Raw genomic sequence first — 14,921 nt, 5'->3', positions numbered from 1 at the left:
TACAGTTTAGAAGGTTAAATTAAGTCCCATTAAATAATTTCTTGTAGAAGGGTTATTTGTTCCTATGATCAGCTGTCTGCTTTGGTATCCGCTTACAGCCTGGTTTTCATTACCCATTGAATTCGGTTCAGGGTCCATTCCTGAAAATTTATGGTAAGGTGAGAATAATACAAGAGGATTGGTTACTGTGAAATAGATTCTGAAACTATTAATTTTTAGATCTTTTAAAAATTCTTTATCAACATTATATCCTAAAGTAATTGTACGTAATTTAAGATATGAAGCATCAAACATAGCCAATGTAGAAGAATATTTCGGGTTGTCACCACTTAAATGGCGCCCAGGACGTGGGAAATAAGCATCTGTATTATTCTCTGTCCAATAATCTACATCAACATTATTCCCTCTACCGGTCAATCTGTTAAGGTAACTTGCAGATCCGTACAATGAACTTATTAGAATTCCTCCGTGCTGAAATGCACCTACGGTACTCAATTCAAAGTTTTTGTATGAAAATCTCATATTAAATCCTCCCTGATACTTTGGAGCCGTATCAAAAATCTGTCTGTCATCGGGTCCGATTGCTCTTACAGGTGTTCCGTCAGCATTATAGCCCCCTGTGTATAGAACTTTTATAGATCCAATCACATCTGCAGCGGTTCCAGGCTCTAAAATATTCTGGTAAGGATCACCTGCCTGCCAAAGACCTATATACTGGTAATCGTAAAGAGAATTGATATTATGGCCTACAAACCACAGGTTATTCACATCACGCTGTGTTCCCGATGCAAGAGATAGGATCTGGTTTCTGTTTGTATAAAAATTAAATCCTGCTTCCCATGAAAAACCATCCGGGTTATCAAAGATAACACCATTTAATGAGAGTTCCAACCCTTTGTTTTCAGTTTCAGCTACATTGGAAACGATTGATCCCCAACCACTTGAAGACGGAAGACTTTTTTGTGTCAAAAGATCTACAGTGTGAGTTTTATAATATTCTACACTACCTGATAATCTGTTATTAAATAAGCCAAAATCAACTCCATAGTTTTGTGTTCTGGAATATTCCCAACCTAATCCAGGGTTTGGTGCCTGGTCTCCGTATACTCCTGTACTTCCTGTACCTCCGAAATTATAAGGAGCAACATTCAGTCTACCCATAGTAGAATAAGGGCTTACCGCCTGGTTTGAGGTTTGTCCCCATCCTGCTCTGAATTTAAGAAGATTAAGAGCCTTTATATTTTGCATAAATGACTCATTAGTTACATTCCAACCTAATGATAATGCAGGATAAGTATGCCATTTGTTTCCCGGTGCAAGTCTTGATGATCCATCAGCACGAAGTGTTGCAGTTAACATATATTTGTTATCATATGTATACATTACTCTTCCCATTGCAGAAAGTAATCCCGTCTGATTATATGTCTGATCTTCAGGTCTTACTGTAATATCTGCCTGAGGAGACTGTCCTAGGTTATAATATTGAAAGAAATCTGCAGGAACGTTCTTGGCGCTCATATACGAACTTATATATCTGTTACCTTCGGCAGAATATAATCCTACTGCATTGATTTTATGTTTACCAAATGTACGGTCATAGGTCAATAAATTTTCCAAAACCCAATGGTAAGTCTGATTATTTCCTCTTCCTGCTGCTGACGGTGCAGAAGGATTTGTACTAAATACTCCTACACCAGTATAATTTCCACTGTTTGAAGTACGGTAATCTAATCCTACATTTAGTCTGTATTTTAAACCGTTGATAGGAAGATTCAATTCACCGTAAAGGTTGTTGTATGAGGCAAACGCTTTACTCTCATCAACATACTTATCTTTTAGTGCTTCCAGGTTTTGACGGGTATAGATCCAGCTTTGGTCTATTCCTCCTGCCGTTGTCATCAACGTTTTTGGAGTTCCGTCAGCTTTGTAAGGATCTACCAAGGGTGAATATCCCAATACTGCTCCAGGACTTACTCCGTTCCCTTCAGATATAGAATAATTGGTATTTGTAGTAAAACCAAAACGGAAAATCTTTCCTACCTGCTGATCAATTGCTGTACGCAGAGCAAATCTTTCATAACTCTGAAGAGGAACTAATGCATTTTGCTTATAATAAGACAATCCCACATTATAGTTTCCACCTTCTGTTCCTCCTGAAACACCTACATCATGGCTTGTCATCATGGCAGGTTTGTAATATAAGCTTTGCCAGTCTGTATTAGTACTGTTGCTTTCGTCTGCGCCATTACTATATAAGGGCGTTGAGTTTCCTGCTGGAATGGCGTAAGCACGAAGCTGTGCAAATTTAGGCCCATCCATCATTGGATACTTAGAAAATAAAGTTTGAACTCCAGTAAATGTATTGTATGTAAATCTCGGTTTTTGTCCTTTTGTTCCTCTGTTTGTTGTAACAAGAATAACTCCGTTTGCCCCTCTTGAACCGTAAATGGCTGTAGCAGAAGCGTCTTTAAGGATGTCAATACTTTTTATATCGCTCGAACTAATGTCACTCAGGGATCCCACAAACGGAATACCGTCAAGAACAATTAGCGGGTTGTTATCACCTGTTAATGATCTTGTACCTCTGATCCGGATCTGCATGGCTGCACCCGGTTTAGTAGAAGTTTGGGAAATATCAACCCCCGCAGTTCTACCTTGTAAAGCCTGGGTAATGTTGGCTGAAGGTACCTCGCGAAGTGCATCTCCTTTTACGGTAGCCACTGATCCTGTTACAGCCTCTTTTCTTTGAGTACCATATCCGATCATGACTACTTCCTCTATCTTTTTCTCTTTGGTCGCCGTATCTTTCTTAACCTGGGAATACGCCAAGCCGGAAGGTAATAAGGCCATGGCAAAAAACAAGGCCGCCTTATTGGTTTTAGCTAAATAAAATCGGTTCATAATTATTATTTTTAAATATTAGGGTTGAATAAAAAGGCCATTAATAATTATAATTCTGAAAATCCTTAGTGTTAGCAGCCTTTTCATTTTTTTGTTAGATATACATATTCACAATAGCTTCAAACAATTCCTGTTTGCCGCTTTTTGGCTGAGGTTCCCCGATTTCATGTGCTATTCTCTGAAGATCTTCCAATGTAAGATTTCCTTCTTCGAATGCCTTCCCGTTTCCGTTGTCAAAAGAAGCGTAGCGATCTGTTCTTAATTTTTTATAATCTGAATTTTCAAGGATATCGGCTGCAGCCAGAAGTCCTTTTGCAAATACATCCATTCCCGAAATGTGAGAGATGAATAAATCTTCAGGATCAATAGAGTTTCTTCTGATTTTAGCATCAAAATTTACCCCTCCATTTCCTAAACCTCCTGCTGGAAGAAGTACAAGCCAAGCCTGAACCATCTCAAGGTAGTCTACCGGGAATTGGTCTGTATCCCATCCGTTCTGATAATCTCCTCTGTTGGCATCAATGCTTCCTAAAAGTCCTGCATCAACAGCAACCTGAAGTTCGTGCTCAAAAGTATGACCTGCCAATGTAGCGTGGTTTACTTCGATATTTAACTTAAAATCTTTATCCAATCCGTAATGTCTTAGGAAGCCGATTACCGTTTCAGAATCGTAGTCGTACTGATGTTTTGTAGGCTCCATTGGCTTAGGCTCGATCAGGAAAGTTCCTTTAAATCCTTGCTGACGTGCATAATCTCTGGACATTGAAAGAAAACGTGCCAAATGATCTTTTTCACGCTTCATGTCAGTGTTCAGAAGGCTCATATATCCTTCTCTTCCTCCCCAGAATACATAGTTTTCACCACCTAAAGCAATTGTCGCGTCGATGGAGTTCTTCACCTGAGTTCCTGCGCAAGCCAATACATCAAAATTTGGGTTTGTAGAAGCACCGTTCATGTATCTTTCATGAGTGAAAACGTTTGCTGTTCCCCATAAAAGTTTAATTCCTGTTTCAGCCTGTTTTTGTTTAGCGTATTCAACAACTGTCTGAAGATTTTTCTCATAATCTTTCCAGTTATTTGCAGGGTCTACCAAGTCGATGTCGTGGAAACAGTAGTAATCGAAGCCCATTTTAGACATAAATTCAAAGCCAGCATCCATTTTGTGCATCGCTCTCGTAACAGCGTCATTTCCAATATCCCAAGGATGATGAATTGTAGGTCCTCCGAATGGATCGCTTCCGTTTGCACATAAGGTATGCCACCATGCCATTGCAAAACGTGTCCAGTCTTTCATAGGTTTTCCCATGACAACTTTTTCAGCATCATAATAGCGGAATGCCATTGGGTTTCTGCTTTCCTTTCCTTCAAATTTAATCTTGTCGATACCTGTAAAAAACTCTTTCGTACCTGTTAAAGTGTTCATATTTTATATTTATTTTATTTTAAAGTTTGCGTAGTCATTCCCTTCTCACTGATTTCTGAAGTCAGTAAGTGTATGGATATTTTTCCGCTGAATTGTTTTTAGATTATTTCATTAAGATGATGTTTCCATCTTGTGTAGGCTTCCAGATATTGTTCTTGTTTCTCGTGTTCAGGCTCTATCACTGCTATTTTTTCGAGTGATGAAAATGCTTCTTTGGAATCTGCATAAAATCCTATTCCTATTCCCGCAGCTCTTGCAGCTCCCACAGCTCCGTCGGTATCATAAAGTTCAATAACCGCATTGCTGACACTTGAAAGTGACTGACGAAAAATTGAACTTAAAAACATATTGGCATTTCCTGCACGAATCACCTGAATGTCCATCCCGATATTTCTCATGATGTCCATTCCGTATTCGTAAGAAAATACAATTCCTTCCTGCGCCGCACGTAGAATATCTCCTTTTGTATGGATATTGAAATTAATTCCGTGAATTGAGCAGTTGGTTTCCTTGTTTTCCAATACTCTTTCTGCGCCGTTTCCGAAAGGTACGATGCTAAGACCTTTAGAACCTACAGGCGAAAGTGAAGCCAGTTCATTCATATCTCCGTATGAAGATAACGAAGTCGCAAAATTATGCTTTAGCCATGAATTCAAGATTCCTGTTCCGTTGATGCACAGTAAAACGCCCAATCTGATCTGTTCCGGTGTATAATTAACGTGAGCAAATGTATTAACTCTTGATAATTTATCGTATTCAAGCTGATCCAGCACTCCATATACAACTCCTGAAGTTCCGGCAGTGGAAGCGATTTCTCCCGGATTAAAAACATTCAGTGAAAGAGCATTGTTTGGCTGATCTCCTGCTCTGTACGAAATCGGCGTTCCTTCTTTTAATCCTAATTCCTGAGCTGCTGCTGCAGAAACCGTAGCCTGAATTCCAAAAGTAGGAATAATCTCAGGGAAGAAGCTTTTCGGGATTCCGTAATGGCCGATCACATCTTCCGAAATACAGTTATTCTTAAAATCCCAGAAAATTCCTTCTGATAATCCTTCGATGGTCATTCCGATCTGCCCGGAAAGTCTCATGGCGATATAATCTCCCGGAAGCATTATTTTATCAATTTTTTCAAAAATTTCCGGTTCGTTTTCTTTTACCCATGCTAGTTTTGATGCGGTAAAATTTCCCGGGGAATTTAATAGATGAGATAAGCATTTTTCTTCTCCGATCTCTTTAAAAGCTTTTTCACCGTAAGGCACCGCACGGCTGTCACACCAGATGATTGACGGTCTGAGTAAATTCTGATCTTTATCTACCAGGATAAGACCGTGCATTTGCCATGTAATCCCAATTCCTTTGATATCTTCAGCATGTACTCCGGCTTCGTGCATAACCGCTTCATGAGCAAGTTTCAGATTTGTCCACCAGTCAACAGGGTTCTGTTCTGCCCATCCGGGATTCACAGCGGTGATTTTCATTTCCTTTTTTGGGGAAAATTCTGAAGCAATCACTTTTCCGCTGGATGCCTCGATGAGACAAACTTTTACAGAAGAACTGCCGATGTCATAGCCTAGTAAGTACATAATTTGTATAGAAGCGTGTTATTTGATTAGTTTAGTATTGTTTTTCTTATAAATTTTAGCATCGAACTTATAATATCTTGCTGCCCGGTGCGATACATTTTTTTCAATTTCATCCAATGGCACAATGTAATTGAATGAGGATATTTTTTTATGAAAATTTTTAATATCAATATATTTTTCACTCAGCGCCGTGTAAAGCTGATACAGTTGCCTGATGGTAAATCTTTTCGGCAACAGCTCAAAAATAATGGAGAAATCTGTTTCGATCCATTTTCTGATTTCTACGAGCGATTCACTGATGATCTTATTGTGATCGAACGGCAGCTGCGGAACTTCATCAATCGGGAACCAATCTACAGTGTCATATTTCGTACTGTTTATCTTATGGTCGATCTTACATAGAGAAAGGTAGGCAACCGTAATAATCCTGTCGATATCATGTTTGTACTCTTTGCCCATCCATTTAATATCATGTACATTATTGGCACGGGTAGGATCTGCAAAACACTTAAACTGTTTAAGAACCATTTTTTTGATTCCTGTCAATTCATGAAGTACTCTCTGTGCAGCATCGTCAACATCTTCATCACTAAAAATCAGACTGCCGGGTAATTTTCGCTGTCTTTCCAAAGGTACCTCATCCACATGTCGCTGAACCAATAAAATGTTTAAGCGGTTTTCGTAATCAAATCCGAATACTACACAATCTACAGATACGTACGTATGAATAAAGTTGGGGCTCATTTAATTGTTAACATTTATGTAACATCACAAATATAAAAATTCAATCGAATAAAAAAAATAAATTTACTCCTACAACCTACATATCAACCATTTACATATCGATATTTTATGATAACAATTGTATATTAATTATGATAAGGTTATCATTAATTTTACACTTATCATAATCTTAAAACATGAGTTTACAACATCTTGCAAAAAAAATATTCAAAAAAAATTATTGAAATTCTTATCTAAAATACTATGATAAGAAAGCTTAAAAAAAAGATTAACTTTTTTATTAAAAAGTGTAAAAAAAACACTTTTTAGCATTAAAATTCCTTAAAATTTAGATTTTTTCTTTACCATTTTTATAGGCAAGACATAGAATTTGCACAAAAAAGGAAATATGGATAAAAAACCAAATTAATTTTAAGATAACCAAAATTTAAATAAAAAGGACGGGTGCTTTTTATGTTTAAACCCTATAAATACACAAACAGAGTGTAGTGTAAATTTTAAACTGAATTCAAATATACTATTTGAACTATACCGCCAATAATGAGTATTATTTTTATTTAAGATTTACATCTATGGCACAACTTCTGATATAATAATAGTAATCACTTAAATCAAAATGTTATGTCAATAAAAATACAAGTTGCCACGTGTACAGATTGTAACGGGTATTATTCCTCGGCTCCTTTGGAAAAAAAAGATATCTTTCACCCTGAAATTACCGACCATTATTTTTATCACGGTGAGCCAAGGTTCACTTTAGACATTAATGGATTTGAAAAATTTAAGAAATTCGAAAATACTGAAATCAAGATTATAGATCTTGATGAGCACAGAGCACAAGATCATTTGCACTGTCATTGCCTGAAGAAAAAAGCAGCTTCAAAAAAGAAATATACTTACAGTGCTTCAAAAAAGGAAAAAAACATTCCTATGATAGAAAAGATTGATGCAGAAACAGATATTTATTTTAAAGATCTTTACTATACATACAATAACTTCCATGGCATAAGTGCCAATAATTACAGTAATTCCAACAGGAAATATCATTAAGTTACAAAAATAATATATAGAGAAAAGCAGGAATAAATTCAATTATTCCTGCTTTTATATTTTTTGGTTAGTATTATTTGTTTTAAATATTGTTTATCAGTCTTACGATAAACTAGTGGTATAGGTGTGAATTATTTGCGAATAACATTCAGTTATTCAATGGTATCAATTAATGAGATATCAAATGACTTTTTTTGTTAGTGAGAACACTAAGCATAACTTTCTCAATTCTGCTTCTGTCATTATCCGTAAGATTTGATCCAGAAGGAAGGCACAGACTGGTTTCAAAAAGTTTCTCGGCAAAATTACCTCCATAATAAGGAGCATCTTTAAAAACAGGTTGCATGTGCATCGGTTTCCATATCGGTCTTGATTCAATTTTATCTTCTAAAAATGCAAGGCGAAGGTCTTCTCTGTTTTTTGATGCTAATTTTTCATCTATTGTGATGACAGACAGCCAATGGTTACTGTAAAAATCACCGTTAGGTTCACAAAATACTTCTACGCCCTCCAGGTCTTTAGAAATTTCAGTATAAAAATCATGCATTTTTCTACGTCCTTCTACTCTGCTGCTCAGAACTTCCATCTGACCTCTTCCTATACCTGCAGATACATTACTCATTCTATAGTTGTATCCAATTTCTGAATGCTGGTAATGTGGCGCTTTATCTCTTGCCTGAGTTGATAAAAACACAGCTCTGTCTTTGTCTTGCTGGGAATGACAAACCAGGGCACCTCCACCGGAAGTAGTTATGATTTTATTACCATTAAAAGATAAAATACTAAATCGTCCGAAAGTACCACATGCCCGACCTTTATATTTAGATCCCAGCGATTCTGCTGCATCTTCAATCAAAGGAATATCAAATTCAGAGCATATCGCTAAAATTTCGTCCATTTTTGCAGGCATACCGTACAGATTAACGGCAATGATTGCTTTTGGCTTTTTATTTTTGGCAATTCTATCTTCAACGGCTTCCCTTAAAGCTATCGGACATATATTCCAAGTATCTTTTTCTGAATCTACAAAAACAGGAGTTGCTCCAAGATATACGATGGGATTGGCAGATGCTGAAAATGTAAGTGACTGACAGATCACTTCATCGCCATATCCTACCTTACACTCAATCAGTGCGAGATGCAGAGCAGCTGTTCCTGATGATAATGCTGCAACTTTTACTTTCTGATTCAGAAATTTTTCCAGATCAGTTTCAAAGCCGTTTACATTAGGCCCCAACGGGGCAATCCAGTTTGTATCAAATGCTTCGTTGATATACTTGATTTCATTTCCACCCATATGTGGGGATGAAAGCCATACCTCGATGTTCATAATTTTACTTTTTTTATTTATAATTCGGTTATTTTTCTAAATCTTATCCTAATCCTACTAGTTACTATTCTACATTCCTCATTTATAGCTGTGTAATAGCTATCCACTTTTTAGTAGATGATATCTCTTAAACATTTGTGATATCAAATCAATGATATATCATATACAATTGAATAACGTGTTTTCTTCAACTATATTCTTTCTTATACTGTTATTCACTATTGGGACTACAGCATTTATGTTTTGGCGGATTGTGATGTAGAGTATAATTCAGTAGTCATTTTTAGATAATTTGTATCTATGCAAGCTTCAGTATTATAACCACTTTCTTCTCCAATTTCAGCAACTACCTTGCCATGACCAACTGCTCCGTACAAATACATTGTTATATTTTTAATTACTTCCGTTAAAAGCCTCCGTAGTTGCCTGTCCTTCCTTGTTAATTCCTTCTTTTTTAAAAACCTTTTTAAAAGTGAGAAATATTATCTTGCAATCCATCATAAAAGACAAATGATCAATATACCAAACATCTAGCTCAAATTTCTTTACCCAAGAAATTGCATTTCTTCCATTCACCTGGGCCCATCCGGTAATTCCGGGACGAACTTCATGCCTTCTTCTCTGAGATTCATTATATAAAGGCAGGTATTGAGGTAGTAAAGGACGTGGACCTATCAGTGACATATCTCCTTTCAGCACATTGATGAGCTGTGGGATTTCATCAAGAGAGGTCTGTCTTACGATGCTACCAACTTTAGTCAGTCTATCAGAATCTGGCAATAAATTACCATGACTATCTTTTTTATCAGTCATTGTCTTAAACTTAATAATATTAAACATTTTCTCATTAAGTCCGGGTCTGGTCTGAAAAAAGAACGGTTTTCCGTCATTTTGAAAATACAGGACAATCAGAACGATAATAAAGACAGGTGATAATATGATCAAACCTACAAAAGCGATCATAAAATCGATTATCCGTTTAAATACACTTTTATACATTATATCTTCTATGAAAATGCTTTATTTTAATAATTCATTCTAGATTACTGTTCACAATACAGCCGTAATATATAGCAACCAATCGCATAAATGCAAATTTCAGGAAACAACAATTAGCTTTTAAAGCACATTTTGTTATTTCCTGATTGCTATTTTGACATCAATATCATGTAACAAAATATTTATAGTTTATAAACAACTCCTATTTTATCTGTTACAATTATCTGTGGAATAAAGTTAAAGCAATTGCAACAATTAATTACAATGAAGTATATTATAATCTGGAATCACATTCCTCCAGAATTCCTTTTACATCATAAATTACTCCTTCGTCTTTCAAATAATCATTGAGATTGAGATCGATGAATTCGTTATGAGCAACAGTAAGAATGATTGCATCAAATTTCTTATCAGGGATTTCATTCACTACTTCAAGGCTATATTCATGCTCAACTTCATTAGGATTAACCCAAGGATCAAAAGTCGTAACTTTTAATGAATAATCTTCAAGCCCGTGAATAACATCCACCGCTTTAGTATTACGCACATCCGGACAGTTTTCTTTAAAAGTTATTCCTAAATTTAAAACTTCAGCACCGTTGATGTTAAGATTTTTCTTGATCATACATTTTACAAGCTGAGAGGCTACATATTGCCCCATAGAATCATTAAGACGACGTCCAGCCAGAATAATTTCGGGATGATACCCGTTTTCCTGAGCTTTTTGTGCGAGATAATAAGGATCTACTCCTATACAATGACCACCTACCAATCCTGGTTTGAAAGGTAAAAAATTCCATTTTGTTCCTGCTGCTTTCAGTACTTCGTGAGTATCAATTTCCAATAAGTTGAAAATTTTTGCCAACTCATTTACAAAAGCAATATTAATATCTCTTTGAGAGTTTTCAATTACTTTTGCCGCTTCAGCAACTTTGATGGTTGGCGCAAGATGAGTTCCTGCCACGATTACGGATTTATAAAGATTGTTTACTATTTCACCAATCTCCGGTGTGGAACCCGAGGTTACTTTTAGAATTTTTTCTACAGTATGTTCTTTATCTCCTGGATTGATACGTTCCGGTGAATAACCTGCAAAGAAATCTTCGTTAAATTTCATACCTGAAATTTTTTCCAAAACCGGTATGCATTCATCTTCGGTCACCCCCGGATACACAGTTGATTCGTAAATAACAATGTCATCTTTAGATAGTACTTTACCTACTGTTTCTGATGATTTGTATAATGGTGTTAGATCCGGGCGGTTGTGTTTATCTACAGGAGTTGGAACTGTCACTATATATATATTTGCATCTTTAATATCCTGGATATCTGCAGATGCAAAAAGGCCATTTACATTATTGTTAAATGGATTATCGTTGACCAATACCGATTTTAAAACATCACTTTCTACCTCTAGGGTACTATCTGTTCCGTTTCTTAATTCATCAATTCTGGATTGATTGATATCAAATCCCACAACCGGATATTGGGTTGCAAATAGACGTGCTAAAGGCAGACCTACATAGCCAAGACCAATAACAGCAATTTTATATTGTTTTTCCACAAGATTCTGTTTAATTATTTACTTTAAATTCTCCCAATACCAGGTAATGGCTTCCTTTAATCCTTTTTCAATGGGATGTGTCGGGTTATATCCTAAAAGATTTTTAGCTTTGTCAATCGAAGCAAGTGAATGAGGAATATCTCCCACACGGTTCGGACCGTGTATGACTTCTACATCAGCAATCTTTTCATCATATTCAGTTAAATATTTTTTAATATAAGTCACTAAATCATTTAAAGTTGTACGATCTCCTACCGCTGTATTATAGACTGTATTGATTGCTTCAGGATTGTTTGTAAGCATTGCCAGCTCATTCATTTGAATAACATTATCAATATAAGTAAAATCTCTGGAGTAGTCTCCTGTTCCGTTAATTTTCGGAGATTGATGATTCATTAATTGCTTTACAAATAACGGAATTACAGCAGCATACGTTCCGTTAGGGTCTTGTCTGCGACCAAAAACATTGAAATATCTTAAACCAATGCATTCTATCCCATATGTTTTAGAAAAAACATCTGCATATAATTCATTTACATATTTAGTTATCGCATACGGAGATAATGGCTTGCCTATCACTTCTTCAACTTTCGGAAGTGCAGCAGAATCACCATATGTAGAAGATGAAGCGGCATAAACGAAACGTTTCACCTTCGCATCTCTCGCAGCAACAAGCATATTCAGAAAACCTGAAACATTGACTTCATTGCTGGTAATGGGATCGTTGATTGATCTCGGAACCGACCCCAATGCTGCCTGGTGTAGTACGTAATCTGCATTTTCTACTGCAGCTCTGCAGATTTCAAGATCACAGATACTTCCTTCGATCAGTTTATAATTCGGATTTTTTAAGAAAGGCTCAATATTATGACGGTGTCCTGTAGAAAAATTATCCAGACATACCACTTCAAAGCCTTTATTCAAAAAATACTCTGTAAGGTTGGAGCCTATGAACCCTGCTCCTCCCGTAATTAAAATTTTACCCACTTTTATGATTTAAAAATTTTGCTCCACCACTTTTTCTTATTTTTATCTTCACTATATCCATAACCGTAACTATAGTTGTATCCATAACCTCCTGCTCGTTTTGTAACATCATTAACAATAAAAGATACATTAGAAAGCTTACCATCATTGACGAGATCATTCGCAAAATCGATAAGTATATTTTTTGACTCACCCGATCTTACAACATATAATGTAGCATCTGCAACATCCGCTATACTCAGTGTATCAGAAACCAGCATAAGCGGAGCCGAGTCTATAATAATATATGCATACATAGAAGACATCTGAGCTATCAATTTCTGGTATCTTCCATTAGAAAGAAGTTCCTGAGGATTGGGAGGAATAGTACCGGCATAGATCACATCACAATAAGGATTGGTATAAGAATTATGGATAAGATCTTCAACATTTACTGACTCATCATATAAAAACTCCGTTAAACCTTTTCTTTTCACAGGCTCGCTATCATACCTTTGAATCTGAGGATTTCGGATATCTGAACCTATCAATAGTGCTCTTCCATTTTTATTACCGATCGTTAAAGCGAGATTGACAGATACAAGCGTCTTTCCTTCTCCCTTTACTGAAGATGTAACCATAATAATCTTTGCAGAATCTTTTTTCGGCAGTACAAATTTAAGATTTGAAACTAAAACTCTAAAAGCTTCCGCAAGTTCCGAAAAGTCCTTTTTCTGTACCAGATGATTGTCATTATCTTTTAGTGATGGTATATCTACCAAAACACCAAGACTAGACCTTTCTTTAATATCTTCTCTACTGTAAATTTTATCATCTAAAATAAAAATTAAATAAAAGATGGCAAAAGGAATTAATAAGCCAAGTAAAACCGCTCCCAAAACAATGATATTTTTTTTGGGGGAAACAGGCTCATCTTCAGTAAATGCTGGATTTACAATTTTAGCTTTTGGAACATCAACCGATAAGTTGATTGCATTCTCTTCTCTTTTCTGAAGAAGAAATAAGAAAAGTTGTTCTTTAAGATTCTGCTGGCGCTCAATTCCTCTGTAAACTTTAGATTGTCCGGGAACCTTTTCAATCATCGAATTACTTGTTGTAATCTGATTTTGCAACTGTGAAATAGTGGCTTTTACTGCATCTTTCTGCTCACGTATATTATCTCTGATAATATCTTTTAATGACGCGATTTCCCGATTCATTTCTATAACAGCAGGGTTTTCGTTTGTTGCCTGCTTCAGCGTCTTGTTTCTGCTGATAAGTATTTGATTATATTGTGCAATAGATTGCTCAAGTGATGGATTAAGTCCTAAGTTAGAGGGCATTAGCTGATTATTACCTTTTAATGCCTCAGCAGATAGAGAATTTAAAAGATCAAGCTGTGCTTGTTGCTGAAGAAGCGTTTTCGTATTTTCGCTCGTATTTTGCATCGCTAATTCTGCCTGCGCCTGCAAATCAACAATACGATTACGGTTTTGGAAATCTTCTTTCTGGTTTTCTACTCCAGTAAGATCACGGGTAATAACCTCTAGTCGCTTATCAATAAACTTCTGTGTATTTTCAGCTTGCAGATTTTTATCTTTCTGCCCGTCTAAATTATACTGGCGGGTAACTTCATTAAGTATTGTTTCCGATTTTTCCGGAACCGATCCTATAAGACTGATATCCATCAACATGGCTTTTTCATCCGGTAAATTCACTTCAATTGTTTTCTCAAGTTTCTTTACTTTTTCAATAGGATTCCAAAAAACAATTTTATATCCTGGTTTAACCTCATATTCTGGATTTCTGGTTAAGACTACAACCCCAAAATCCAACTTTAAAGGAATATTAAATTTTCCTAAAAATTTAATATTATTATGTTCATTTACAAGGGTAAAGTCATTTCCAGAAACCTTAGTAAGATTATATTCTGAAGATACAAATTTATTATCAAAGGTTACAATTTTTCCCGCCACAGGAACTTTACTAAAGAGCTGATTATCTTTAATTTCTCCCGTATTATAATATTCTACATTCAGATTAAGATTATTTACCACTTGTGTCAATATGGGTCTGGATGTGACAACGGCTGCTTCACTTTTCAGCTCGTCGGAATTTCCAAGACCTATTCCAAGATTACTCAGATCAGAAAGGGCTGACGTAAGATCATTTTCTTTTTTATCAAACTTTAACGTTGTTTTTGTCTGATATTTTGGAACGCTGTATCTTAAATAAACAAAAGCAATTAATAAAAATATCAATACCGACACTAAAAACCAAGGCCATTTATAGAGGTATTTTGTAATCACTCTCCTTAAATCTATTTTTTCTTCATTTTCCAGAAGTTCTATCTGTTGCATA

The 14,921-nt window shown here is 35.9% G+C and carries 11 protein-coding genes; 1 reads left to right on the top strand and 10 read right to left on the bottom strand.

Annotated features, from left to right (window positions below; translation table 11 throughout):
* Positions 1-6: 6 nt before the first annotated feature.
* The 4 genes from BMW64_RS05015 to BMW64_RS05000 form a co-directional block, all read right to left on the bottom strand.
* Positions 7-2,901, bottom strand: coding sequence for a SusC/RagA family TonB-linked outer membrane protein (locus BMW64_RS05015; protein WP_089998882.1), 2,895 nt, complete (start codon positions 2,899-2,901; stop codon positions 7-9).
* Between the two features lie 94 nt (positions 2,902-2,995).
* A complete protein-coding gene (xylA, locus tag BMW64_RS05010; RefSeq protein ID WP_089998881.1) occupies positions 2,996-4,324 on the bottom strand; it encodes a xylose isomerase in 1,329 nt (442 codons plus the stop codon).
* Between the two features lie 98 nt (positions 4,325-4,422).
* A complete protein-coding gene (locus BMW64_RS05005) occupies positions 4,423-5,907 on the bottom strand; it encodes a xylulokinase (protein WP_089998879.1) in 1,485 nt (494 codons plus the stop codon).
* An 18-nt stretch (positions 5,908-5,925) separates the two neighbouring features.
* Positions 5,926-6,651, bottom strand: coding sequence for an NUDIX hydrolase (locus tag BMW64_RS05000; protein WP_089998878.1), 726 nt, complete (start codon positions 6,649-6,651; stop codon positions 5,926-5,928).
* 621 nt (positions 6,652-7,272) lie between these two features.
* Between BMW64_RS05000 and BMW64_RS04995 the strand changes: the two genes are divergently transcribed.
* Positions 7,273-7,701 carry a hypothetical protein gene (locus BMW64_RS04995; RefSeq protein WP_143052643.1) on the top strand — a complete coding sequence of 143 codons (429 nt, stop codon included), beginning with the start codon at positions 7,273-7,275 and terminating at the stop codon, positions 7,699-7,701.
* 169 nt (positions 7,702-7,870) lie between these two features.
* On the opposite strand, the gene BMW64_RS04990 is transcribed toward BMW64_RS04995, so the two are convergent.
* From BMW64_RS04990 to BMW64_RS04970, 6 genes are all read right to left on the bottom strand, one after another.
* A complete protein-coding gene (locus tag BMW64_RS04990) occupies positions 7,871-9,031 on the bottom strand; it encodes a DegT/DnrJ/EryC1/StrS family aminotransferase (RefSeq protein ID WP_089998875.1) in 1,161 nt (386 codons plus the stop codon).
* A 236-nt stretch (positions 9,032-9,267) separates the two neighbouring features.
* Entirely contained in the window at positions 9,268-9,414 is a 147-nt protein-coding gene (locus BMW64_RS20590) for a PglD-related sugar-binding protein (RefSeq protein ID WP_177175239.1), read from the bottom strand.
* A 10-nt stretch (positions 9,415-9,424) separates the two neighbouring features.
* Positions 9,425-10,030, bottom strand: a complete 606-nt coding sequence (locus BMW64_RS04985) for a sugar transferase (RefSeq protein ID WP_089998874.1) — start codon at positions 10,028-10,030, stop codon at positions 9,425-9,427.
* A 274-nt stretch (positions 10,031-10,304) separates the two neighbouring features.
* A complete protein-coding gene (locus tag BMW64_RS04980) occupies positions 10,305-11,594 on the bottom strand; it encodes a nucleotide sugar dehydrogenase (RefSeq protein ID WP_089998873.1) in 1,290 nt (429 codons plus the stop codon).
* A gap of 18 nt (positions 11,595-11,612) precedes the next feature.
* The gene (locus tag BMW64_RS04975) at positions 11,613-12,581 is read right to left on the bottom strand and encodes an SDR family oxidoreductase (protein WP_394332256.1); all 969 of its coding nucleotides are present in this window, start codon (positions 12,579-12,581) and stop codon (positions 11,613-11,615) included.
* A gap of 2 nt (positions 12,582-12,583) precedes the next feature.
* Entirely contained in the window at positions 12,584-14,920 is a 2,337-nt protein-coding gene (locus tag BMW64_RS04970) for a GumC family protein (protein WP_089998870.1), read from the bottom strand.
* Position 14,921 lies beyond the last annotated feature (1 nt).

Source organism: Chryseobacterium taichungense (assembly GCF_900109935.1).
GTDB classification, from domain to species: Bacteria; Bacteroidota; Bacteroidia; order Flavobacteriales; family Weeksellaceae; genus Chryseobacterium; species Chryseobacterium taichungense.
This window is presented reverse-complemented; position numbering and strand designations above follow the sequence as displayed.

Excerpts from the sequence above, each read along its gene's own strand:
- BMW64_RS05005 (WP_089998879.1), bottom strand. The coding sequence starts at position 5,907 with ATGTACTTACTAGGCTATGACATCGGCAGTTCTTCTGTAAAAGTTTGT.
- BMW64_RS05000 (WP_089998878.1), bottom strand. The coding sequence starts at position 6,651 with ATGAGCCCCAACTTTATTCATACGTACGTATCTGTAGATTGTGTAGTA.
- BMW64_RS05015 (WP_089998882.1), bottom strand. The coding sequence starts at position 2,901 with ATGAACCGATTTTATTTAGCTAAAACCAATAAGGCGGCCTTGTTTTTT.
- BMW64_RS04995 (WP_143052643.1), top strand. The coding sequence starts at position 7,273 with ATGTCAATAAAAATACAAGTTGCCACGTGTACAGATTGTAACGGGTAT.
- BMW64_RS04985 (WP_089998874.1), bottom strand. The coding sequence starts at position 10,030 with ATGTATAAAAGTGTATTTAAACGGATAATCGATTTTATGATCGCTTTT.
- BMW64_RS20590 (WP_177175239.1), bottom strand. The coding sequence starts at position 9,414 with ATGTATTTGTACGGAGCAGTTGGTCATGGCAAGGTAGTTGCTGAAATT.
- BMW64_RS04990 (WP_089998875.1), bottom strand. The coding sequence starts at position 9,031 with ATGAACATCGAGGTATGGCTTTCATCCCCACATATGGGTGGAAATGAA.
- xylA (WP_089998881.1), bottom strand. The coding sequence starts at position 4,324 with ATGAACACTTTAACAGGTACGAAAGAGTTTTTTACAGGTATCGACAAG.
- BMW64_RS04970 (WP_089998870.1), bottom strand. The coding sequence starts at position 14,920 with ATGCAACAGATAGAACTTCTGGAAAATGAAGAAAAAATAGATTTAAGG.